The sequence below is a fragment of the Bradyrhizobium sp. F1.13.3 genome (assembly GCF_040548265.1).
GTDB lineage: Bacteria > Pseudomonadota > Alphaproteobacteria > Rhizobiales > Xanthobacteraceae > Bradyrhizobium.
Window position 1 is genome coordinate 203,373 of the sequence record NZ_JBEPRI010000009.1, and the last position, 21,993, is coordinate 225,365.

A 21,993-nucleotide genomic window follows, 5' to 3' on the forward strand; every position below is an offset into this window, starting at 1 on the left:
ATTGGTCGCTCTTCGCGGCAACCGCCGCCCTGCTAGCCGGCGAATCCTAAAATTTTACGCAATTTGAGCAGACCCGTTTCAGCCTGTTGCCCGGTTTTGGGATCCCAGCCGGGCGCGTTAAGCAGAACAAAACCGCCTGCCTCGCACTATCTCCCCGAAAGCAACAAAGCCCGGCACGTACAGGTCGAGGGGGACCTGGCGAAGCTGGAAGGGGATGTCAGATGGAGACCGCTGCTCGTTCGCGCGCTTGGCGCGCAATCCTTGTGCTGTGCGGATTGATCCTGCTCGGATCGGCCGCCGAGCTTCGCGCTGGCACGCTGCTGTCGCCGGGGGCCAGCGTCCTCGTGCGCAAATCCGCCGAGCCGTTCGGCGTGTTCGCCTTCGCCATCTCCGCCGGTAGCCTGCAACAGAAATGGCTCGCGCTGAGGTCCAGGCTCGACGATGACATGGTGCAACTCGCGCTGTGCGACGGCGACCGGGAGAATTGCGCCTCGCCCGCTGCGCTGAAACTGCTCGCCATCGTCGACCAGGCCCGCAGCCGTGACGGCCGCGCTCTGCTGGGCGAAACCAATCGCGCCATCAACCTCGCCATTCGTGCCGCCGATGACGGTTCTGAGGACGTCTGGAGCTCGCCGCTCGCGACTTTTGCGCGCGGCGCCGGGGATTGTGAGGACTATGCCATTGCCAAGCTCGCCGCCCTTAAGCTCGCGGGCGTCGCCACCGAAGATCTCCGCATCGTCGTGGTGCGCGACGTCAGGGCCGGCGAAGAGCATGCGGTTGTTGCCGCACGGCTCGACGGTCACTGGCTGATGCTCGACAACCGCCGCATGGCAATGGTCGAGGACGACGCTGCACGGAGCTACCAGCCGCTGTTCGTGCTCTACCGGTCGGCCGTGATGAAATATGTCGACGAACCCGTGCAGTTCTCGATGGTCGCCGTCGACGCGCATTGATTTTCTTGAAGCCCGGATGGAGCCACCGGGTCGGCGCACAGCGCCGCCCGATGACAGGCTCCGCGAAATCCGGGGCCGCTGCCGCCTGTCGCACGAATCCCGAGTTTGCGCTGCGCTCCATCCAGGCTACCAGCACAAAGTACGCTTACCCACAAAGCCATTCCACAGTGCGATCCGGGACGCTAGCATGGCCGCGGCTATGCGGGGGCGACTGGAATGCGGTTCATCGTGCTGACTGTGCTTGCGCTGCTGGCCTCGCCGGCGGCTCCAGGCTTCGCGCAATCCGGCCCGTCCGATCGCGCCGTCGCCGACAGGCTGCCGCTGTTCGCCAGGAACAACTGCCAGCAGATCCGCGATCCCGGCAATCAATTGTTCTGCGGTGATACCGAGCTTGCCGCCGCCGCCGAGAAGCTGAGCACAGGAATCGAGGCGCGGCTTGCCCGCCTGCCCGATCGCCTGCCTGGGATCGAGGAGAACGCGATCTGGATCCGCCAGCGCAACCTCGGTTGCGGCATCGTCGGCCAGACCGCGATCCGCGCCGACGATTTCAACCGGGTGAAGGCGTGTCTTCTCAAGGTGACCGATGAGCGCGCAGCGATCGTACGCGATCCGGATTTCGACTGTCTCGCCGCCAACACCGCCGCGGGCGCGCTGATCTGTGCGGACCCGTCGCTGGCGCTTGCCGAGACCGAGTTGAACAGCCATGTCCTCGGCCTGATCGGCAAGCTTGATCCGACCGCGGCGCGGTTTGCCTTCGCCGAATATGGCCGGTGGACGCGGGAGCGCGATCGCAGATGCGATCTGGTCGGCAAGGAGAACGTGCCGCTTGGGGAGCTCGAGTCCGCGGAGGACTGTCTCGCCGGCTACCTGAAGCACAAGGCCGACGAGATTGGCGCGGCGAAAGGCGATCCGAAGAAGGTGTTTGGCCGGCAGGTCGCAGCCCGCGCGCCCGACACCGATGCCGTCGACTTCTGCGCCGCGCGAATCCACGCGGCCAATTCCTGCGGCAACTTCCTCCGCATCAACCGCGTCTACGCGCTCGACAGCCAGGTGGGCGAGCAGGAGGCGCAAGTCACGGGCGAAATCGAGATGGCCGTTCTGGCGCCCTTCGCCACCTGCAGCAAGGTCGCCACGACGTGCACGGGCACCTGCTGGGACGCCAGAACGGGTCGTCCGCAGCCTGGCGTCGGCAACAAGGAGCGCTCCGCAGACGCCTTCAACGTCACACGCCGCCTCAGGATCCAGCGCACATTTGCGTTTGTGAAAGCCGCCGATGGCTGGCGCTGCCGGGAAGATGAACTGGCTCCGGTGAATTCAGGCACCGCGGGCGGGGGATCGTAGGGCTCTGTCCTCTCCCTCTCCCCGTTCTTATGGGGAGAGGGTTGGGGTGAGGAGCTGCTTGAGCGAATCCGTTGACAGTTAGACGCGGAGAACCCCCTCACTCGGATCAAAACATCAGATTGTCCTTCACCAGAACCCAGCGGCCGCCCTTGACCTGCTGCACCTGGGTGATGGTGTTGGCGAGGTGGTCGGTCTTGGAGAATTTGGTCGGCGGCGAGTTGAAGATGTCGAGGAACTTGTCGCCCGATTCCAGCGCGTCCAGCATCTTCTGCCCGGTCAGATCCTTGCCCGCCTTGTTGGCGTAGAACGCAAACGTCGTCACCGCGTTGTAGCCGATGATGGCCTGGGTGTTGGCATCGGTGTTGAACATCTTCTTGTAGTTGACCAGCCAGTCCTTCACCTTGCCCTTTGCCGTGTCCTCGTAGGGAATCTCGAATCCGGACGCCGCATAGAGCCCTTCGACGGCCTCCTTGCCGAGCATGGGCACCTCCATCACGTTTGTTGGCGTCGCGCCGAGGAAGGTGACGTCCCAGCCGAGCTTCTTGGCTTCCGTCATCGCGCCGATGGGCTCACGGAGCACAGCGCCGAGCACGACGAGGTCGCAGCTGTCGGACTTCATCTTGGCGATCTGCGCGCTGAAGTCGGACGCACCGCGCTTGTAGCTCGTGATCGAGGCCGGCTGGACCTTCATGGCAGTGAGCTGCTGGTTGAAGCCGTCGAGCACGTTCTTCCCGTACTCGTCATCCTGATGCATGATGCAGGGCTTCTTGAAGTTCTTCCACTCCATCATGTATTTCAGCGCCGCCCGCGTGCTCTCGACATAGGGCAGCAGATTGTTGAACTTCAGCCGCTCCTGCGGCTTGGCGGGATCGAACTTGAACGTGAACTCCGCCGCCGTCAGCGGGAAGAGCTGAAGCACGCCGGCGTCGAGCAGGATATCCTGCGCCGCCAGGACAGTCGGCGAGCCCATTGCCCCCACCATTGCGAAGATCTTGTCGCGCTCGATCAGCTTCTGCGATGCGAGCACGGCCTTCTTCGGATCGTAGCCGCTGTCCTCGACGACAAGCCGAATCTTTCGTCCCTGGACGCCGCCGGCGGCGTTGATCTCCTCGACCGCCATCTTCATGCCGTTCGAGACTGGCACGCCCCAGCCCTTGATCGGCCCCGACAGATCCTGATGGGTGCCGATGACGATCTCGGAGGCCGAGATGCCCTCATTGGTGACCTTGGTCTGCGCCGCGGCCGGCAAACAGGTGAGCACCACCGCGCCTGCCGCAAAGCCGAACGTTCTCAACGATCTCGACATTGACGTCTCCTCTCTTGGGGCCCTATGATGCGAAGGGTGGGGCCATCACTCCTTCGCTGTTATTCAAACAAGATTGTTCAAGCCACCGCCCGCGTCGGATACATCGCGTCGATCTCGGCGGCATAACGCTTGTTCACGAAGCCGCGCTTCAGCTTCATGGTCGGCGTCAGCTCCTCGTCCTCCGGAGTGAGCTGGCGTTCGATCAGATAGAACCTCTTGATGGTCTCGACGCGGGCGAAATTGGCATTCACCGCTTCGATCTCGCGCCAGATCAGGTCCTGGATCTCCGTCGCGCGGCACAGGCTGGCATAATTGGTGAAGGGAATGTCGTGGTCCTGCGCGAATTTCTCGACATTCTCCTGGTCGATCATCACGAGGCAGGTGAGGTATGGCCGCTTGTCGCCGATCACCACGGAATCCGAGATGTAGGGCGAGAATTTCAGCTGGTTTTCGATCTCGGACGGCGTGACGTTCTTGCCGCCGGAGGTGATGATGATATCCTTCATCCGGTCGGTGATGCGGACGAAGCCTTCATTGTCGATGGTGCCGACGTCGCCGGTATGCAGCCAGCCGCGATGGTCGATGGTCTCAGCTGTCCTCTCCGGCTGGTTCAGATAACCCATGAACAAGAAGTCGCCCCTGATCAGGATCTCCCCGTCGGGCGACAGCGCCACTTCACCCCACGACACCGCCTTGCCGACCGAGCCGAGCTTGATCCGCTCCGCCGGCATCATGGTGGCGACCCCGCAATTTTCGGTCTGGCCGTAGACCTCGTGAATGTCGATGCCGAGCGCGAGAAACCAGCGGATCAGCTCCGGTGCGATCGGCGCTGCGCCGGTGAAGGCGATGCTGCAACGGTCGAGCCCAATCATGCGGCGAATGTTGCGGAATGTGAGCCGGTAAGCGATGCCGTTCGCGATACGCAATGACAGCGGCGGCGGTTTCCCTTCGATCCTGCAATCGACCATGCGATAGCCGATGTCGATGGCGCGCCGGTAGACCCATCGCTGCAGCGGGGTCGCGTCCTTCAGCGCGATGGTAATGGCGGAATAGAATTTTTCCCAGATGCGCGGCACCGCGAGGAAGATGGTCGGCTGCACCTCGCGCAGGTTGTCCGGCACGGTCTCCGGACTCTCGGCAAAGTTCATCACCGAGCCGAGCGCGACCGAGATGTAATAGCCGCCGATCCGTTCGGCGACATGGCAGAGCGGCAGGAAGATGAGCCGGTCCTCATCCTCGCGCGCCGGAATGAAATCGTTGGCGTGCCGCATCTGGTGCGTGACGCTGCGATTGGCGTGCATGGCGCCCTTGGGCGGGCCCGTGGTGCCGGATGTATAGACGAGGACCGCGAGATCGCTCGCGCCGCGACTGCCGACCATCTCCTGCCACAGCGCCTCGCGGCCGAGCATGTGGTTGCGCCCGAGCGCACGGAACTCGTCGAGCGACATCACCATGTCGTCGGAGAAGCCGCTGAGGCCCTCCATGTCGAACACGATGACCTTTCGCAGAGACGGACAGCGCGCGCGGCAGGCCAGGATCTTGTCGAGTTGCTCCTCGTCCTCGGCGAAGATCACTTTCGTCCGGGAATCGTTGACGAGATATTCGACCTGGGATGAGGCATCGGTCGGATAGATTCCGGAAGAGACGCCGCCGGCGCACAGAATGCCCATATCGACATAGACCCATTCCGGCACGGCGTTGGCGATGATGGAAGCGACATCGCCGGGCCTGAAGTCGATGGCGTGCAACGCGTAGGCGACCTCCTTCGAGATCTCCAGCCATTCGCGCCAGCTGGTCGGCTGCCAGATCCCGAATTTCTTCTCGCGTATAGCCGGCCTGTCACCCCGCGTCTCCGCGGCGCGCAAAAAGCTTTTCGCGATCGTGTCAGCGACCGTCAGCACCGCCGGTCGGGCCATGCACGTCTCCTCCTTGTCGCGTTCCCCTCCGCTGCCTGCCTTGCCGGCGGTCTATTTTGGCGGATGGACTCTGGTACTTAAGGCTTCCTCTGACGCCAAATCTTAACGCCAAATCTTAACGTCAAGTCTTCTAACGCCAAGTCTTCTTCTTTTTCCAGCGCCGCTCGCCTCGTGCGCCCGCTTCCTTGGCGCCAAGGTAGAATTCCTGGATGTCCTTCGAGTGCATCAAGCGGTCGCAGCTGTCGTTCATCACGATCCGGCCGATCTCCAGCACATAGCCATAGTGGGCCGTCTCCAGCGCCACCTTGGCGTTCTGCTCGACCAGCAGAATCGACATGCCCTGCTCCTCATTGACGCGACGAATGATATCGAAGATCTCCTTCACCAGGATCGGCGACAGCCCGAGCGAGGGCTCGTCGAGCAGCAACAGCGTCGGCCGGTTCATCAGCGCGCGGCCGATCGCAAGCATCTGCTGCTCGCCGCCGGAGAGCTGTCCGGCCGGCTGGTTGATGCGCTCCTTCAGCCGCGGGAAATAGCCGTAGACGCGCTCCAGATCTTCCGCGACGCCGTTACGATCCTTGCGCGGGTAGGCGCCCATCATCAGGTTCTCGCGCACGGAGAGGAACGGGAACACCTCGCGTCCCTCCGGCACATGGCTGAGGCCCAGCCGCACGATCCTGTCCGCCTCCATGCGCTGGATCGACTTGCCCATGAACTCGATGGCGCCCTTCTGCGGATCGAGAATGCCCGAGATCGTCTTCAGCACCGTGGTCTTGCCGGCGCCGTTGGCGCCCAGCAGCGTGACGATGCGGCCGCGCGGCACTTCGAGCGAGATGCCGCGGATCGCCATGATCGGCCCGTAATAGCTCTCGATATTGGAGAGTTTCAGGATGATGTCTGGTGTCGCCACGGCATCCATTGCGTCAGGCTCCCAGATAGGCGGCGACAACATCGGGATGCTCTTGCACTTCGGCGGGCGAGCCCATGGCCAGCACCCGGCCGTAGTTCAGGGCAATGACGCGGTCGGAGACGCGGTTGACCAGCGCCATGTCGTGCTCGACCATGAGCACGGTGACGCCGAGTTCGCTCTTCAGGTCGCGGATCCAGAAGGACATGTCGTCGGTCTCCTCCACGTTGAGGCCGGAGGACGGTTCGTCGAGCAGGATCAGCTTCGGCTCCGAGCATAGTGCGCGCGCCAGCTCGATCACCTTGCGCACGCCGTAAGGCAGCCCCGAGATCAGCTTGTCGCGGTAGGGCTCGAGATCGAGGAATTCGATGACCTGCTCGACCCTGCGGCGATGCACCTTCTCGTCGGCGCGTACGCCCGGCAGGAACAACAGCTCCTGCCAGAGCTGCGTGGTCGAATGCCGGTGGCGGCCGACCAACAGGTTCGACAACACCGTTGCATTCTCGAACAGCTCGATGTTCTGGAACGTGCGGGCGATGCCGAGCCTTGCGATGTCGTGGGGCGGCTGTTCCGTGATGTCCTGATCCTCGAAAAAGATGCGACCTGAGGTCGGCCGATAGATCCGCGAAATCAGGTTGAAAATCGAGCTCTTGCCGGCGCCGTTGGGCCCGATGATCGAGAGGATCTCGCCCTTCTCGACCGCGAACGACACCGCATCGACGGCCTTCAACCCGCCGAAATGCAGCGACAAACTCTCGGCGCGAAAATAGCTCATCGGTTGCGCTCCGACTTCACGTAGATCTTCTGCCGCTTGAAGGTGGCGCGCTTGTAGAGCGGGAACAGCTGAAAGAAGAGTTTGATCTTGAGCCAGCGGCCGTAAAGCCCGAGCGGCTCGAACAGCACGAACAATACGATGATGATGCCGTAGATCGCGCCTTTCAGGCCGTTGAGCGAGGCAAAGGCCGCGACCTTGGACTGGACGTTGGCGGCGGCTTGCGTGCCCGCTCCGAAGGTCGCTGCAATGCCGGCGATGATGCCGGGCATATCGTCCTTGAGGTAGGTCAGGAACGGATCGATCATCACGATGAAGATCGCCCCCAGCACCGCGCCGTGCAGGCTGAAGGTGCCGCCGATCAGGATCACGATGATGAACTCGATCGAAAGCTGCAGCGTGAACATCTCCGGCGAGATGAAGGAGAGCTTGTGCGCGAACAACACACCGGCGAAGCCGGTGATCGCCGCGGAGATCGCAAAGGACTTCACCTTGTACAGCGCGACATTGACGCCCATGCTGCGCGCCGCGGTCTCGCTGTCGCGGATCGCGACGAAGGCGCGCCCGGTCGGCGAACGCAACAGGTTGAGCGTACCGACGATGGTCAGCACCAGCACTGCGAGGCAGAGGAAATAGAAAGTGGGGCTGTCGCGTGAGACTGCAACCCCAAACAGCGACACCGCCTTGACGCGCATGCCCTCGTTGCCGTTGGTGACGCTCTCCCAGCGCGCCAGAATCTCCTCGACGATGAAGGCGAAGGAGATGGTGGCGATGACGAGATAAATGCCTTGCAGCCGCAGCGCGGGGAAGCCGACCAGCGCACCGATCAGCCCGGTCAGGAGCCCGGCGGCGAGAAAGTAGACCGGGAACGGCACACCATATTTCTGCAAATAGGCCGCCGTATACGCACCGATCGCGAGAAACGCCGCATGCCCGAGCGAGGCCTGCCCGGTGAAACCCGTCAAGATCAGCAGCGCCACGCCGACGGTCGCGTAGATGCAGACGAAGACGAGCTGGCTCATCAGATAGCTGGAGAGCACATAGGGCGCGATCAGCAGCACGGCCAGCAGAAGACCGTATGAGACGTAATAGCCCGAATGCGGAAACAGCCGGATGTCGTCCTCGTAGTCGGTCTTGAACAGGAAGCGCATGCGTTCAGACCTTCTTGCGGACGTGAAGGCCGAACAGGCCTTCGGGCTTGAGCAAGAGCACGGCGAGCAGCACGATGTAGGGCGCGACGTCCTTCCAGCCCTCGGCCAGATAGAAGCCGGCCATGCTCTCGATGACGCCGATCAGGACGCCGCCGACGACAGCACCGGGGATCGAGCCGAAGCCGCCGAGCACGGCGGCCGGGAACGCCTTCAGGCCGAGCACCAGACCGACATTGGAATGGATGAAGGTGATCGGCGCCAGCAGCACGCCGGCGCAGGTCGCAACCGCCGCGCTGATCGCCCAGACGATCGAGACCACGCGCTTGACCGGGATGCCCATGTAATAGGCCGCCAGCATGTTCTCGGAACTGGCGCGCATCGCGGTGCCGAGCGTGGTCTTGTTGAAGAACAGCCAGAGCAGCGCGCAGAGGATGACCGTCGCCGCAATCACCGAGAGCTTGTCATGGGCGAGCACCAGCGAACCGATCCGCAGCACGCCCTGGCTGAACGGCGTATCGATCTTGAAATCGTCGGTGCCCCAGATCATGCCGGAGACCGAGCGCAGGAAATAGCCGAGCCCGATGGTGGCCATGATGATGGAGAATTGCGGATAGCCGAGGATCGGCCGCACCACCACGCGCTCGGCCAGCATGCCGAACAGCGCCATCGCCGCCACCGCGCCGGCAAAGCCGACCCAGTAGTTCAGCCCCATCATGCCGATGAAGGTGAAGGCAAAGAAGCCGCCCAGCATCATCAAATCGCCCTGGGCGAAATTGACGACCTCGGTGGCCTTGTAGACGAGTACGAAGCCGAGCGCGATCAGGCCGTAGACGCAGCCGAGCGCAACACCGCTGACCAGCTGCTGAACGAAATCCAGCATCGTCGCGCATCCTCCCGATACAACCGGCGGTTCTTCCAGACCGCCTTGCCGCATCTTGTGTTCAGTCGCTACGCAGTCGTTTCGCTGCGTTCGCGCCATTCGTCCCTTCGCCAATTCAGCCTGAACCGCCCAGCGCTGTCAACAAACGGTGACTTGCCATTAGTCCAATCCGGATGACGGAATTTGCGGTAGCGCGATTCACGGTGCCGAAACATCTTCGGGGCATGGTCGCGAGCGATGCAAAACCGCAAGGTGTGGCCGTGATAAAGCGGGATGACTCGGCGCTCGAAGTCATGGGGTTAACGAAGCGTTTTGACCGTCTGGCGGTGGATAACCTCGATCTCACCATCCATGCCGGTGAATTCTATGCGCTGGTCGGCCCCAACGGCGCCGGCAAGACCACCACTTTGCGCATGGTTGCAGGCCTTTTGCGGCCCGATGCCGGCGCCGTCTCCATCTTCGGCATTGATGCGCTCGAAAACCCCGTCGCCGCCAAGCAGGTGATGGCGTGGGTCTCCGACGAGCCCATGATCTACGACAAGCTCACGCCGCTCGAATATCTCGAATTCGTGGCCGGTCTGTGGGGCATCGCACCATCGGGCTCGGAACCGGTCGCCGCCGAGCTCCTGAACTCGCTCGGGCTCGAGCCGCACCGGCACGAACGCTGCGAGGGTTTTTCCAAGGGCATGCGCCAGAAGGTCGCGCTCGCCGGCGCACTGGTGCACGATCCCCGCCTCATCATCCTCGACGAGCCGTTGACGGGACTGGACGCCGTCTCCGCCCGCCATGTCAAGGGACTCCTGAGCGAGCGCGTCCGCGCCGGCTGCACCGTCATCATGACCACGCATATCCTCGAGGTCGCCGAACGCATGGCCGACCGCATCGGCGTGATCGCAGCCGGCCGCCTGGTTGCCGAAGGCACGCTGACCGAGCTGCGCCAGCAAAACGGGCACGCCGATACCAGCCTGGAAGATCTGTTCATCGCGCTGGTGACGCTGCAGGAAGCCGCATGAGCTCGGCCACTGCGCTGTCCTGGTTCGCCCGCCACGAGCTCCGGCTCGCCTGGCGCGAATGGCTCGCCATGATGACCGGCGGGCGGCGCAAACGAACGCGTGCCGCGGTAATCGGCCTGCTGTGCTTCGCGGCGCTGCTGCACGTGCCGGCCTGGGCGGTGATCGGCCGCTTCGCCGACCTGCAATTGCCGCTCGACAAATCCTCGCTGATCGTGATCTCGGCGACGATTTTTCTCGCCTGGACGCTGATGCTGTCACAGGCGATCGAATCGGTGACGCGGGTGTTTTACGCACGCGCCGATCTCGACCTCATCATGTCCTCACCTGCGACGCTGGCCAATCTGTTCTCGGTGCGCATCGCCGCGATCGCGCTCACCGTCACGGTGATGGCGCTGCTGTTTTCGACGCCCTTCATCGACGTGCTGGTGTTCGGAGGCGGCGCGCGCTGGCTTGCAGCGTTCGGCGTCGTCGTCGCCATGGGCCTGTCGGCCGCAGCGATCGCGATCGCCGTCACGATCCTGCTGTTTCGCCTGATCGGTCCGGCGCGGACACGGTTCGTCGCACAGATCCTCGCTGCGATCATCGGCGCCGGCTTCGTGATCGCGCTCCAGGTCGCGGCGATCATGTCCTATGGGACGCTGTCGCGCTTCACCATCCTGACCTCGGGTAGCTTGGCCACTTATGCGCCCGATGCCGAGAGCATCTGGTGGTGGCCGGCGCGGGCGGCGATGGGGGACGCCGAAGCGCTTCTGCTGCTCCTGGCGCTCGGGCTCGTGCTGCTCGGAAGCGTCATGGCGATCTTCTCGGGCCGCTTTGCAGACACGGCGATCGATGCCGCCGCCTATGGCGCGGCCGGCCGTCGCAGCGCGAAGGAGCGCCCGTTCCGCGGCGGATCGCGGCAGCATGCCCTGCGGCGCAAGGAATTTTCGCTGCTCTGGCGCGATCCCTGGCTGATCTCGCAGACGCTGATGCAGCTGCTCTATCTGGTGCCGCCGGCGCTGCTGCTCTGGCGCAACTTTGCCGACAGCTCCGCGGCGCTGACGCTGATCACGCCGGTCATCGTCATGGCGGCGGGTCAACTCGCCGGCGGGCTTGCCTGGCTGACGATCTCGGGCGAGGACGCGCCCGACCTGGTTGCGACCGCGCCCCTGACGCCGTCCAGCGTCATTCGCGCCAAGATCGAGGTGGTGCTGATCGCGATCGCCATCATCTTCTGCCCGCTGGTCGCGGCACTCGCTTTCGCCTCGCCGTTCCAGGCCGCGGTCAGCGCCGGTGCGGTCATCGTCAGCGCGGCCTCCGCCACCGCCATCCAGCTCTGGTTCCGGGTGCAGGCCCGGCGCAGCCAATTCCGCCGCCGCCAGACCTCGTCGCGGCTTGCGACCGTCGCCGAGGCGTTCTCCTCGATCGGCTGGGCTGCCAGCGCCGCGCTGGTGCTCACGCTCCCCATCGTCGGTCTCGTCAGCGGCCTGATCACCGCGAGCCTCGTCACCCTCACCTGGAAGTTCAGCCCGCGGCGGGAGTAAGAATGGGCGGCGTGAGGGTGCGACACTGGCGCGCTGTTGATCGCGCGCTGTTGGCCACGCGCTGCATTGCACGCTAGACTTTCCCCTGAAATTCATCGGGGATGGATACATGCGGCGACTGGTTTCGGCGGTTCTGGCGCTGTTCGGCGCATCCCTCTCACCTGCTCTCGCCCAGCAGCCCCAGCGCAGCGAATGCCTGGCGATGGCGAATGCGGCACCCCGCGTGACGCCGGTGGCGTTCCGGCAGGCCGCAGCCCCGGCTGAAGTCCAGATTACCTATGCGGGCCATTCGACCTATTTCATCGACACGCCCGGCGGCTTGCGCATCGCCACCGACTATAGCGGGGCCTACCAGGTGGGACGGCTGCCCGATGTCGTCACCATGAACCGGGCCCATAGCACGCATTACTCTTTATATCCCGACAAGCGCATTCCTCGTGTGCTGCATGGCTGGGGCGAGGACGGCAAGCCGGCCATCGTGTCGGAGCGCATCGGCGACACCTTCATCCGAAACGTCACCACCGACATCCGCCGCTATTTCGGCGACGATTCCGGCTCCGACATGATCCGTGACGGCAACTCTATCTTCATCTTCGAGGTCGCGGGTCTCTGCATCGGCCATCTCGGCCATCTTCACCACAAGCTCGACGACAGCCACTTTGCCCAGATCGGGCGGCTCGACATCGTGATGGTACCGATCGACGGCGCCTACACCATGTCGCTCGATGGCGTCTCCGAGATCACCAAGCGGCTGCGCGCCTCGGTGGTGCTGCCGATGCACCGCTTCGCCACCCCGCTCGACGATTTCATGCAACGCATCGGTCAGCAGTTCGAGATCGACCGGCGCATGGAACGAAGTTTCCGGATGTCCCGGGAAGCGTTGCCGTCGAAGCCGACGGTGATCATCCTCGACGGGGTGTGACGCGCAATTTTCTCCAAGTCGGCTGCCGGCCGCTCGTGCTGATCTCCTGAGCATAGGAGATCGACATGACCGATTTTGCGAGATTATTGCACGCGGACGGACCGAACCCCGAGCACGCGGCGGCGCTCCAGCTTTATGGCCGCTTCGTCGGCGATTGGGACGCCGAGATCACCGCCCATGGCCCCGATGGAACGAAACACACCGCGCCCGGCGAAATCCATTTCGGCTGGGTGCTGGAGGGCCGCGCCGTGCAGGATGTCTGGATCATTCCGCGCCCCGCCGGCAGCCCGGCCTTGCCGATCGCTGGCAATTGGTACGGCACGACGCTGCGGGTCTACGATCCGACCATCGATGCATGGCGGATTTCCTGGTTCGATCCCGGCCGCTGCATATTCCGCCAGCAGATCGGCCGTCCACGCGATGCCGACATCGTGCAGGAAGGCACGACCGAAGCCGGCGACCTGACGCGCTGGAGTTTCACGGAGATCACCGAGGATTTCTTCCACTGGCTCGGCGAGGTCAAGCCGGCCACCGCAACCGATTGGCGGCTGGTGGTCGATGTGAGGGCGAAGCGGCGCAAGGGATGACGACGGCACCGCTGTGCCCACGATGACGGGTGCGGTTGCGCAACGCGCGCTGCTGCGTGCGAGGACGAGGTGCTAGGCTCCCAGAACAAGATGCATGCATAAGGGGAGCACACGTCGATGGCTGCAAGCGGTCTACCCGCCAACACGAGCGGGCTATTCGTCGAGCCGCGCGAGGACTGGCTCGCGCTGCATCGGGAGGAGATCACCGATCCCTCGCGGCCGATCGTCGATCCCCATCACCATCTCTGGGATCGCGGGCACCGCTATCTGATCGAGGAGATGGCGGCCGATATCGCCTCCGGCCACAATGTCACCGCCACCGTCTATGTCGACTGCCGCTCGATGTATCGTGCGCACGGGCCCGAGGCGTTCCGGGCGGTCGGCGAGGTCGAGTTCGCCAATGGCGTCGCCGCGATGAGCGCGAGCGGCGGTTACGGCAAGGCCGCGATCTGCGCCGGCATCGTCAGCCACGTCAATCTGCTGCTCGGCGATGCCGCAAAACCGGTGCTGGAGGCCGAGATCGCGGCAGGCAACGGTCGCTTCCGCGGCATCCGGCATTCCTCGGCCTGGGACCAGGATCCTGCTGTCGCCGGCATGTATGCGAGCCGACCGCAGGGATTGCTGCAGGACCCGACCTTCCGCAAAGGCTTCGCCTGTCTGGCGCCGCTGAACCTGAGCTTCGACGCCTGGCTGTTCCATCCGCAGATCGGGGAGCTGACCGAGCTCGCCCGCGCATTTCCCGGCACCAGGATCGTGCTCGATCATTGCGGCGGCCCGGCCGGAATCGGCCGCTTTGCCGGGCGACGCGAGGAGGTGTTTCCGCAATGGCGCGCCTCGATCCAGGAGATCGCCAAATGCGAGAACGTGGTGGTGAAGCTCGGCGGGCTCGCGATGTGCCTGCTCGGCTACGACTTCCATTTGCGCGAGAGGCCACCTTCATCCGAGGAGCTTGCCGCGGCCTGGCGGCCTTATGTCGAAACCTGCATCGAGGCGTTTGGACCCAAGCGCGCGATGTTCGAGAGCAATTTCCCGCCGGACAAGGGCCAGTGCAGCTACCAGGTGATCTTTCAACGCCTTCAAGCGTATCGCGGCGCCGTTGAGCGAGACCGAGAAGACGGCGTTGTTCTCGCAGACCGCGACCGATGTCTACCGGCTCGAATTGCCGTCATGACGAGAACAGGGGCCGGGATGTTGATCCCGGCCCCTGTTCCGTCGTGACCGCTGGGAAGCGTCCTTGAAACTGATTGAACTCTAACCGGCCCCCATGAGCGAGGCCGGACGGCGCTCGCCGGTGGAGACGAAGATCTTCTTGAGCTTGTTGACGACCCGGATCAGGAAGCCGATCATCACGGGATTGGTCTTGCGGCAGAAGGCGATCTTCTTGACGTGGCCTTCGACATGCCATTTGGCATGCGCGCCATCGCGGAAGAAGATGACGTCGCCCGGGCCGTAGCGCTTCGGCGGCATGCCGTCGCTTTCGAGCACGATCGATCCTTCCATGATCATGATCGTCTCGTCGATATCGTAGTACCAATTGAAGCGCCCTTCGGTGCAAGCCCAGATGATGGTCGAAGCGGTGCCGTCGGCGCTGGTGGACAGGATGTGCGAGCGCGACACCGGATTGCCTTCGATAATCCAGGACGGCTCGATCGGCCGCAGCTCAAGCTCTACATTGCAACTACTGATTTCAATCAATGTGCGCGACATCTGTTTCCTCAGGGGATAAAATATGACCTGCCCGGGTCTCGGCCCGGATTGTTCAAAGATGCCGGGAACGCTAGTAGCCGGTTTTTAATTCTTTCTTACGCGGGGCCAGACAATCAGCCGCAAGTTGCAGACGCGAAACGGTTAACGTCCCAATTTCCCTGCGATTTCGCGCACATGAACCCTTCTTTTCCGGGGTGCGACAAAGTGCGCGAAGCATCTGAAAGGAGTCATGCCGATGCCCCTCACCCCGGAGGTTCTCGCAACCCAAGGCGAGGTCGTCGCCTGGCTCGGCAGTCTCGATGTCTCCTTCGCAACCGACGAGGAGCCCTGGTTCACCGTCGACGGCATCGAGAGCCCCCGGCAGATCGGCAGTGACGGCTCCGGCGGCGCGTTCGTGCTGCTGCCTTCTCAGAATGTGCTCTACGTCTCATCGGAAGGCCGCGCGGGAATTATCGCGGAGAGTTTCGAGGCCTTCGTCAGGCTCGTCGTGGCGCGCCCCTACTGGCTCGACATCCTCAAATTTTCCGCCGGCGGTGACCTCCATGAGATGCGGCGGGCGGCCGACGCGCTGGAAGCGACACTCGAGGACGAGGACGACGTCAACGAGGCACGCGAGGAAATCCGCAAGGGGCTCGACCTGCCCGAGGCGAATGATCCGGTCGGTGCGCTCTACGACGCGGTGGCGGCTTCCGACGCCATTGTGCGAGCCACCGACGGCAGCCCGTTCACGACGCTGTTCAACCGCTTCAGCATCGACAACAGCCCGATGCTGCGCAACGCGGCGGCGTAGTTACTTCGCCCATTCGCCCTTGCGAAACACCGGCACTTTGCTGCCGTCGGCCAGAATGCCGTCGATGTCGGTCTCGGCCGAGCCGATCATCCAGTCGATATGGATCAGGCTCTGGTTGCCGCCTTGCGCCGCGATCTGCTGCGGCGTGAGCTGCGCGCCGTTGACGAAGCACTTCGAATAGCACTGGCCGAGCGCGATGTGCGAGGCCGCGTTCTCGTCGAACAGCGTGTTGTAGAACAACAGCCCGCTCTGCGAGATCGGCGAGGAATGCGGCACCAGCGCCACTTCGCCGAGACGCCGCGCGCCCTCGTCGGTGTCCAGCACCTTGTTCAGCACCTCCGCGCCGCGGGAGGCCTTGGCGTCGACGATCCTGCCGTCCTCGAAACGCACTGCGATGTTGTCGATCAGCGTGCCCTGATAGGACAGCGGCTTCGAGCTCACGACATGGCCGTAGACCCGCCGGCAATGCGGCGTGGTGAAGACTTCTTCGGTCGGGATATTGGCGTTGCAGCTGATGCCGTTCTTGGATAGCGAGGCGCCGCCCTCCCACTCGTGTCCGTCGGCGAGCCCGATGGTGAGGTCGGTGCCCGGTCCCGAGTACTGGAGCGCGCGGAAACGCTGGCCGTTGAGCCAATTGGTGCGTTCCCGCAGCACCGCATTGTGGCTCGCCCAATTGGCCGGCGCGTCGTCGCGATCGACGCGGGACGCCGCGAAGATCGCGTCCGCGAGCTTGCCGATCGCGACCTCTTCAGGATCGTTCGGAAAGACTTGCTTCGCCCAGGACGGGCTCGGATAGGCAATGATGTTCCAGTTGGTGTCGAAATTGACGATCTTTTCCAGCGCCGGCTGATAGGCCATGGAATTGGCCTTGCTGGCGCGTGCGACCTTGGAAGCATCTTCGCCCGACAGCAGCATCGGATTGTCGCCGACGATGGCAAGACGCGCGGTGTTGTTCGAGAACGCCTTGGCCATGCCCTCATAGAGCCAGTTGGCGGCACGATCGAAGCTGTCGTCGTGGCCGTGGCGATAGCGCGCCAGCGTCATCTCTTCGTCGGAGAGAATGGGCGTCACGATGCCGGCGCCGGCCTTGTAGGCATGCACGGCGATCCGCCGCACCAGCGGCAACGCGATCGCAGGTGCCGTCAAGAGCAGATCCTGGCCCGGCCGCAAGCCCAGGCCCACCTTCACCGCCACCTCGGCCAGCCGGTCGAGCTTCACGGGATCGATGGGAGTGGAGGTGATGCGTTGATCAGTCATGCCGGATCCTCTGCCGAACGTCTTTCGTTCAATTTAAGTCTAGCATCGCGAGACACAAGTGCGCGAGTGCCTTGCGACACCCCAAAGATACGCAGTTTCGCGCATTTTGGTTTTCAACGTGTTGCCGATTTCAGCACCCGGTCGACCATGGCGGGAGCAAGGCCGAGGTAATTTTTCGGTGATGTCAGCGCCTCGATCGTGGCATGGTCGATTCTGGCAGAGACGCGGGCGTCGGACGACAGCGCGTCCGCCAGTGTAAGACCATTCTCATTGGCGAGCCGGCAGGCGTCATAGACCACGTCATGGGCCTCCTGCCGCCCAATCTGCGGCGCGAGCCCCATCATGACGGCTTCAGCCACGATCAGACCGCGGCTGACGGCGAGATTCTCGTTCATCTTGCTTTCGTCGACGATGAGACCGGCGAGCGCGAACTTCGCCTGGTGCAACGCGCCGGCGGTCAGCACGAAGCTCTCGGGGATCGCCATCCATTCGGCGTGCCAGGGCCCGGTGGCGCGCTCGAAATCCTGCACCATGGCATCCAACATGAGGCCGGCGTGCTGGCGCACCGCCTTGGACGCCGCGAGCATCAGTTCCGAGGAGATCGGGTTTCGCTTCTGAGGCATGGTCGAGGAAGCGCCGCGTCCCTTGACGAAGGGCTCGTAGACCTCGGCGAATTCGGTCGAGGCCATGATCATGATGTCGAGCGCGATCTTGCCGAGCGAGCCGGTGACGAGCGCCAGGAAATTCACGGCCTCGGCAAAACCATCGCGTGCGACGTGCCAGGTCGAGGCGGGGACGCCGAGCCTCAGTTCGACGCAGAGCGCCTCCTGCACCTCGAACCCCTTGTCGCCGAGCGAGGCCAGCGTCCCGGCTGCGCCGGCGAACTGGCCGACCAGGACGCGCGGCTTCAACTCACTGATCCGCTCGGCGTGGCGGTCGAACATCGCGAGCCAGATCGCGGTCTTGTAGCCGAAGGTGACCGGCAGCGCCTGCTGGAGATGGGTGCGGCCCGCCATCGGGGTGTCGCGATAGCGCCTGGAGAGGTCGGCGAGAATCTTGCGCAGTGCGGCGATGTCCTGCTCGACGATCTCGAGCCCGGCGCGCAGTTGCAGCACCACGGCGGTGTCCATGATGTCCTGCGTGGTCGCACCCCAATGCACATAGCGGCCGGCATCGCCGCATTGCTTCACCATCTGATGCACCAGGGGCAGGATCGGATAGCCGACCACATCGGTCTCCTGCCGCAACAGGTCGAAATCCAGCGCGGCAAGATCAGTCCGCGCCGCGATCTGGTCGGCGGCATCCTGCGGGATCACCCCGCACTTCGCTTCCGCCTTCGCCAGTGCCACCTCGACCTCGGCATAGCGCGCGACCGTCGCGATATCAGAAAACACCTCCCGCATCTGCGGCGTGCCGAAGGCATCGCGGAACAGCATGGAATCGAGCACGGTGGTCGAGGCATGAAAAGCGGGCATGGGCGTTTCTTCGTGGTTGGTGTGTTGTGTGAAGGCAGCTTACGCACACGGAGCTGTTCGGCAAATGGACATTCACCGCTCGTCACACATTCGATGCCGTCGCGAAGGCCAGGACAACGTGGGAAGCTGCCGCACGCCATTGCCTCAACACCGTCATTGCGACGAGCCCTCGCGACGAAGCAATCCACGCTGTCTCCGCGGCGACAAGCTGGATTGCTTCGCTGCGCTCGCAATGACGTGCGACAATCCGGCCGAAACCGCCACATTCTAACCCAGGCTGCATTCCTCCCCGTAAATCGCATGGCTGCCATCACGCGATCGTGGTGAACCGGACAGGCCCCTTGGCGGACTTACAGACATCAGCCGAAATCCATTTTGATTTCATCATTGCCCGATGTCGTCTTGAGGCCTGAGTTTTCGACGTGCAGTTTCTGTTCCGGGATCACCTGCTCGATACCGACTTGCGCGAGCTGAGCCGCGAGCAGGTTCCCGTTGCCGTGGAGCCGCAGGTTTTCGATCTCGTCGTCCACCTCATGGAGAACCGCGACCGGGTGGTCAGCAAGGACGAGCTGATCGACAAGATCTGGCACGGGCGCAGCGTCTCCGAATCCACCCTGACCAGCCGGATCAATGCGGCACGCAAGGCGGTCGGAGATAGCGGCGCGAGCCAGGCGCTGATCCGCACCATCTCGCGCAAGGGTTTTCGTTTCGTCGGCGACGTCGAGACCAAGCGTGGGGCGACCGCGCCGGAATCCGGTTTTGGAGCGAAGCTTCTGCAGGCCCCGCTGCCGCTACCGGACCGGCCGGCCATCGCGGTGCTGCCCTTCACCAACATGAGCGGCGACCGCGAGCAGGATTATTTCTCCGACGGGATCAGCGAGGACATCATCACCGCGCTGTCGAAGCTGCGCTGGTTCTTCGTCGTCGCGCGCAACTCCTCCTTCGTCTACAAGGGCCGCGCTGTGCACATGAACGAGGTCGCGCGCGAGCTCGGCGTGCGCTACGTGCTCGAAGGCAGCGTGCGGCGGAGCGGCGATCGCGTGCGCATCTCCGCACAGCTCAACGACGTTTCGACCGGCAGCCATCTCTGGGCCGAACGCTACGACCGCGAGCTTGCCGACATCTTCGCCGTGCAGGATGAGATCACCGAGGCGATCGTCGCCGCGATCGAGCCGCAGCTCTATACCGCCGAGAGTTTTCGCGCCCAGCAGAAACCGCCGGGAAGCCTGGATGCCTGGGACCTCGTGATGCGCGCATTGTCGCATTACTGGCGCATCACTCGCGAGGACAATGCCGCCGCGCAGGGACTGCTCGAAAAGGCCGTCGCGCTCGATCCCGCCTATGGCAAGGCGCTCGGCCTGCTCGCGACCAGCCACATCTTCGGCGCGCATATGGGCTGGTCCGACATGGCCCCGACCGTGCCGGTCGCCGAACGCGCCGCGCTCGCGGCGGTGGAGGCGGATCGCGAGGATGCCTGGGCCCATCACGGCCTGGCTTATACTTATCTATTCCGCCGCCGCTTCGACGACGCGCTGGCGGAATTCGAGCTGGCGCTGAACCTCAATCCGAACTTCGCGATGGCGCATGCCTTCTACGGCGTGACGCTGTGCTACGCGGGACGATGGCAGAACGGCGATGTCGCCGCGCGCCGCGCGCTGCGGCTGAGCCCCCGCGACCCGCTCGCGGCGATCTATTGCGGCGTCGCGGCCTATGCCCGGTTCATCGGCCGCGATTACGAAGGAGCCGCACAGATGGCGCGCGAGTCGATGCGGCAGCGCGCCGATTTCGTCGGCGCGCATCGCGTGCTGACCGCCGCCGCCGGCATGTCGGGGGATCCCGCGCGCGCGGCTTCCGCCCTGGAAGGCTTGCGCCGCGCCCAACCGGGCATCTCGCTGGCCTGGATCACCCGCGAGCTGCCGATGCTGCGGGACGAGGATCGCGAGCATTACCTCGAGGGATTGCGGCGCGCGGGGATGAGATAGCGAATTTCTCCTCTCCCGCTTGCGGGAGAGGAGAAGAGGGTCGCTACTCCTGCATCATCTCGCCGCTGCCGCCGAACTCGGCCGGGAAATCCTTGAGCTTGGGCAGGCCGTCGCGCATCGGCAGCACCGTCTCGGCGTAATTGACGTGGACGCCGGGCGCGAAGGCGAGCGTGGGAATGGTGGCGGTGAAGACGTCGACCAGGCCAAGCGGCGGATGGTTCGTCATGAGGTGGCCGCCGCATTTCTTGCAGTATTTGCGCTGGCTGAGCGGCGTCTTGGTAAAGGTCTCGACATTCTCTGCACCTTCGGTGATGCGCACAGCCTCGGGCTTCCACAGGCTGAACGCGTTCACCGGACCGCCCGACCACGAGCGGCACGAGCGGCAATGGCAATAGCCCATCGCCTCCGGCGCGCCTGTGGCCTCGATCGTGACCGCGCCACAGAAGCAGTTTCCGACATGTTTCATTGGGTCGTCTCCGTTGATGAAGGTTTGAATTTCTCTCCCCGCGCCCGTTTGCCGATAGCTCGGCAAAAACGGATGCGGGGTCGCGACGAGCTTCGCTCGCGCAGGTAGCGTCGGGGTGAGGGGATTCACCCCGAGAAACGTTGAAGGCCGGGTCGGCAAGATCCGATACGCGCCTCGGCGCCGCCGCGCGTCCTCCTTTCGGCGGACGCGACGGAAAGACGCGCAAGCTATACCGACTTGCGCCAGGGAATAAGCATCGAGACCCGTTGTTTGTACTGCCGGTACTCGTCGCCGAAGAGATCGATGAGGTCGTGCTCCTCCAGCGCGATGCCGACGAAGATGTAGAGCGTGGTCACGGCGGCGAACAGCAGATGGCCCACGGTCATGACCGGCGCCGCCCAGAACGCAATGATGAAGCCGAGATAGATCGGATGACGGACGAACTTGTAGAGCAGCGGCGTCTTGAAGCGCGGCGGCGACGCCTCCTTGCCGACGAGATGATTGGTGACCTGATGCAATCCGAACAACTCGAAATGATTGATGATGAAGGTCGAGGTGAACACCAGGACCCAGCCCACCAACGACAGCGTGACGATCGTCACAGCAAGATCCGGGTTCGCGACCTCCCATATGACCGTGGGCAGCGGACGCCACTGCCAGAACAGGAGGAGCAATGACAGGCTCGCAAACAGCACATAAGTGCTGCGCTCGACCGGCTTGGGGACGTACTGCGTCCACCATGCCTTGAACTGCCGGCGCGCCATCACGCTGTGCTGGACCGCAAACAGGGCCATCAGGAGCAGATTGATGATGACGGCCTCGGCGACGGGTGTGTCGGTCCCGGTGTCGATGGTCTTCGGCACCACCAGCCCCATGACGAAGCCGATGGCGTAGAGAATGGTGACGAAAAACACGAGATACGCCGCAATTCCGTACAGAAATGCGATGAACTTGAAAATGCGTGAGCCCGCAACCGGGCCGATAGGATGAACCTGATGATCAATTTGGGTCATAAACAGCTCCGTTGTGCCAAAACGCCGGCACT

At 63.6% G+C, this 21,993-nt stretch carries 19 protein-coding genes and 1 pseudogene; 9 read left to right on the plus strand and 11 right to left on the minus strand.

What is annotated here, in order from left to right:
• Positions 1-221 precede the first annotated feature (221 nt).
• Complete coding sequence (locus ABIB66_RS24440) at positions 222-953, plus strand: transglutaminase-like cysteine peptidase (RefSeq protein WP_354207680.1); 732 nt, start codon at positions 222-224, stop codon at positions 951-953.
• 216 nt (positions 954-1,169) lie between these two features.
• Positions 1,170-2,294: a lysozyme inhibitor LprI family protein gene (locus tag ABIB66_RS24445; protein ID WP_354207678.1), complete on the plus strand. Its 1,125-nt coding sequence runs from the start codon at positions 1,170-1,172 to the stop codon at positions 2,292-2,294.
• A gap of 106 nt (positions 2,295-2,400) precedes the next feature.
• Here ABIB66_RS24445 and ABIB66_RS24450 read toward each other — a convergent pair whose 3' ends face one another.
• The 6 genes from ABIB66_RS24450 to ABIB66_RS24475 form a co-directional block, all read right to left on the minus strand.
• A complete protein-coding gene (locus ABIB66_RS24450) occupies positions 2,401-3,600 on the minus strand; it encodes an ABC transporter substrate-binding protein (RefSeq protein WP_354207676.1) in 1,200 nt (399 codons plus the stop codon).
• 77 nt (positions 3,601-3,677) lie between these two features.
• The gene (locus ABIB66_RS24455) at positions 3,678-5,516 is read right to left on the minus strand and encodes an AMP-dependent synthetase/ligase (RefSeq protein ID WP_354207674.1); all 1,839 of its coding nucleotides are present in this window, start codon (positions 5,514-5,516) and stop codon (positions 3,678-3,680) included.
• A 130-nt stretch (positions 5,517-5,646) separates the two neighbouring features.
• Positions 5,647-6,435, minus strand: a complete 789-nt coding sequence (locus tag ABIB66_RS24460; RefSeq protein ID WP_354256004.1) for an ABC transporter ATP-binding protein — start codon at positions 6,433-6,435, stop codon at positions 5,647-5,649.
• Positions 6,436-6,439: 4 nt separating this feature from the next.
• Entirely contained in the window at positions 6,440-7,198 is a 759-nt protein-coding gene (locus ABIB66_RS24465) for an ABC transporter ATP-binding protein (RefSeq protein WP_275170769.1), read from the minus strand.
• Positions 7,195-8,346, minus strand: a complete 1,152-nt coding sequence (locus tag ABIB66_RS24470) for a branched-chain amino acid ABC transporter permease (RefSeq protein ID WP_275170767.1) — start codon at positions 8,344-8,346, stop codon at positions 7,195-7,197. Before ABIB66_RS24470 ends, ABIB66_RS24465 begins: the two co-directional genes overlap by 4 nt.
• Before the next feature lie 4 nt (positions 8,347-8,350).
• Positions 8,351-9,226, minus strand: a complete 876-nt coding sequence (locus ABIB66_RS24475; protein ID WP_007605146.1) for a branched-chain amino acid ABC transporter permease — start codon at positions 9,224-9,226, stop codon at positions 8,351-8,353.
• Positions 9,227-9,450: 224 nt separating this feature from the next.
• On the opposite strand from ABIB66_RS24475, the gene ABIB66_RS24480 reads away from it, so the two are divergent.
• The 5 genes and pseudogenes from ABIB66_RS24480 (at position 9,451) to ABIB66_RS24500 (ending at position 14,442) form a co-directional block, all read left to right on the plus strand.
• Positions 9,451-10,239 (plus strand): ABC transporter ATP-binding protein, encoded by a 789-nt coding sequence (locus ABIB66_RS24480; protein WP_473322620.1) that lies wholly within the window; start codon positions 9,451-9,453, stop codon positions 10,237-10,239.
• On the plus strand, positions 10,236-11,762 hold the full coding sequence (locus tag ABIB66_RS24485) for a permease (protein ID WP_354255946.1): 1,527 nt from the start codon (positions 10,236-10,238) through the stop codon (positions 11,760-11,762). The genes ABIB66_RS24480 and ABIB66_RS24485 overlap by 4 nt, the downstream gene beginning before the upstream one ends.
• Before the next feature lie 109 nt (positions 11,763-11,871).
• The gene (locus ABIB66_RS24490) at positions 11,872-12,684 is read left to right on the plus strand and encodes an MBL fold metallo-hydrolase (RefSeq protein WP_354207668.1); all 813 of its coding nucleotides are present in this window, start codon (positions 11,872-11,874) and stop codon (positions 12,682-12,684) included.
• Positions 12,685-12,749: 65 nt separating this feature from the next.
• Entirely contained in the window at positions 12,750-13,271 is a 522-nt protein-coding gene (locus ABIB66_RS24495; RefSeq protein WP_354207666.1) for a hypothetical protein, read from the plus strand.
• Between the two features lie 117 nt (positions 13,272-13,388).
• A pseudogene (locus ABIB66_RS24500) lies at positions 13,389-14,442 on the plus strand (amidohydrolase family protein).
• A gap of 80 nt (positions 14,443-14,522) precedes the next feature.
• Here the strand turns inward: ABIB66_RS24500 and ABIB66_RS24505 are convergent.
• Positions 14,523-14,978 (minus strand): cupin domain-containing protein, encoded by a 456-nt coding sequence (locus tag ABIB66_RS24505; RefSeq protein WP_275170752.1) that lies wholly within the window; start codon positions 14,976-14,978, stop codon positions 14,523-14,525.
• A 235-nt stretch (positions 14,979-15,213) separates the two neighbouring features.
• Between ABIB66_RS24505 and ABIB66_RS24510 the strand changes: the two genes are divergently transcribed.
• Complete coding sequence (locus ABIB66_RS24510) at positions 15,214-15,768, plus strand: hypothetical protein (RefSeq protein WP_354207662.1); 555 nt, start codon at positions 15,214-15,216, stop codon at positions 15,766-15,768.
• Here ABIB66_RS24510 and ABIB66_RS24515 read toward each other — a convergent pair whose 3' ends face one another.
• Both ABIB66_RS24515 and ABIB66_RS24520 read right to left on the minus strand, forming a co-directional pair.
• Positions 15,769-17,025, minus strand: a complete 1,257-nt coding sequence (locus ABIB66_RS24515; protein WP_354207660.1) for an aminopeptidase — start codon at positions 17,023-17,025, stop codon at positions 15,769-15,771. It abuts the gene before it with no gap.
• A gap of 113 nt (positions 17,026-17,138) precedes the next feature.
• Positions 17,139-18,500 carry a class-II fumarase/aspartase family protein gene (locus tag ABIB66_RS24520; RefSeq protein ID WP_354255949.1) on the minus strand — a complete coding sequence of 454 codons (1,362 nt, stop codon included), beginning with the start codon at positions 18,498-18,500 and terminating at the stop codon, positions 17,139-17,141.
• A 422-nt stretch (positions 18,501-18,922) separates the two neighbouring features.
• Here ABIB66_RS24520 and ABIB66_RS24525 point away from each other — a divergent pair, with 422 nt between their 5' ends.
• Entirely contained in the window at positions 18,923-20,482 is a 1,560-nt protein-coding gene (locus ABIB66_RS24525; protein ID WP_354207656.1) for a winged helix-turn-helix domain-containing tetratricopeptide repeat protein, read from the plus strand.
• A gap of 43 nt (positions 20,483-20,525) precedes the next feature.
• Here ABIB66_RS24525 and ABIB66_RS24530 read toward each other — a convergent pair whose 3' ends face one another.
• Together ABIB66_RS24530 and mddA are read right to left on the minus strand one after the other, a co-directional pair.
• Positions 20,526-20,948 (minus strand): GFA family protein, encoded by a 423-nt coding sequence (locus tag ABIB66_RS24530; protein ID WP_275170742.1) that lies wholly within the window; start codon positions 20,946-20,948, stop codon positions 20,526-20,528.
• A 227-nt stretch (positions 20,949-21,175) separates the two neighbouring features.
• A complete protein-coding gene (gene mddA / locus ABIB66_RS24535; protein WP_354207653.1) occupies positions 21,176-21,961 on the minus strand; it encodes a methanethiol S-methyltransferase in 786 nt (261 codons plus the stop codon).
• Positions 21,962-21,993 lie beyond the last annotated feature (32 nt).

What these genes read in the sequence shown, in the direction of transcription:
- ABIB66_RS24440 (WP_354207680.1), top strand. Translation starts at nt 222, where the DNA reads ATGGAGACCGCTGCTCGTTCGCGCGCTTGGCGCGCAATCCTTGTGCTG.
- ABIB66_RS24445 (WP_354207678.1), top strand. Translation starts at nt 1,170, where the DNA reads ATGCGGTTCATCGTGCTGACTGTGCTTGCGCTGCTGGCCTCGCCGGCG.
- ABIB66_RS24450 (WP_354207676.1), bottom strand. Translation starts at nt 3,600, where the DNA reads ATGTCGAGATCGTTGAGAACGTTCGGCTTTGCGGCAGGCGCGGTGGTG.
- ABIB66_RS24455 (WP_354207674.1), bottom strand. Translation starts at nt 5,516, where the DNA reads ATGGCCCGACCGGCGGTGCTGACGGTCGCTGACACGATCGCGAAAAGC.
- ABIB66_RS24460 (WP_354256004.1), bottom strand. Translation starts at nt 6,435, where the DNA reads ATGGATGCCGTGGCGACACCAGACATCATCCTGAAACTCTCCAATATC.
- ABIB66_RS24465 (WP_275170769.1), bottom strand. Translation starts at nt 7,198, where the DNA reads ATGAGCTATTTTCGCGCCGAGAGTTTGTCGCTGCATTTCGGCGGGTTG.
- ABIB66_RS24470 (WP_275170767.1), bottom strand. Translation starts at nt 8,346, where the DNA reads ATGCGCTTCCTGTTCAAGACCGACTACGAGGACGACATCCGGCTGTTT.
- ABIB66_RS24475 (WP_007605146.1), bottom strand. Translation starts at nt 9,226, where the DNA reads ATGCTGGATTTCGTTCAGCAGCTGGTCAGCGGTGTTGCGCTCGGCTGC.
- ABIB66_RS24480 (WP_473322620.1), top strand. Translation starts at nt 9,451, where the DNA reads ATGGTCGCGAGCGATGCAAAACCGCAAGGTGTGGCCGTGATAAAGCGG.
- ABIB66_RS24485 (WP_354255946.1), top strand. Translation starts at nt 10,236, where the DNA reads ATGAGCTCGGCCACTGCGCTGTCCTGGTTCGCCCGCCACGAGCTCCGG.
- ABIB66_RS24490 (WP_354207668.1), top strand. Translation starts at nt 11,872, where the DNA reads ATGCGGCGACTGGTTTCGGCGGTTCTGGCGCTGTTCGGCGCATCCCTC.
- ABIB66_RS24495 (WP_354207666.1), top strand. Translation starts at nt 12,750, where the DNA reads ATGACCGATTTTGCGAGATTATTGCACGCGGACGGACCGAACCCCGAG.
- ABIB66_RS24505 (WP_275170752.1), bottom strand. Translation starts at nt 14,978, where the DNA reads ATGTCGCGCACATTGATTGAAATCAGTAGTTGCAATGTAGAGCTTGAG.
- ABIB66_RS24510 (WP_354207662.1), top strand. Translation starts at nt 15,214, where the DNA reads ATGCCCCTCACCCCGGAGGTTCTCGCAACCCAAGGCGAGGTCGTCGCC.
- ABIB66_RS24515 (WP_354207660.1), bottom strand. Translation starts at nt 17,025, where the DNA reads ATGACTGATCAACGCATCACCTCCACTCCCATCGATCCCGTGAAGCTC.
- ABIB66_RS24520 (WP_354255949.1), bottom strand. Translation starts at nt 18,500, where the DNA reads ATGCCCGCTTTTCATGCCTCGACCACCGTGCTCGATTCCATGCTGTTC.
- ABIB66_RS24530 (WP_275170742.1), bottom strand. Translation starts at nt 20,948, where the DNA reads ATGAAACATGTCGGAAACTGCTTCTGTGGCGCGGTCACGATCGAGGCC.
- mddA (WP_354207653.1), bottom strand. Translation starts at nt 21,961, where the DNA reads ATGACCCAAATTGATCATCAGGTTCATCCTATCGGCCCGGTTGCGGGC.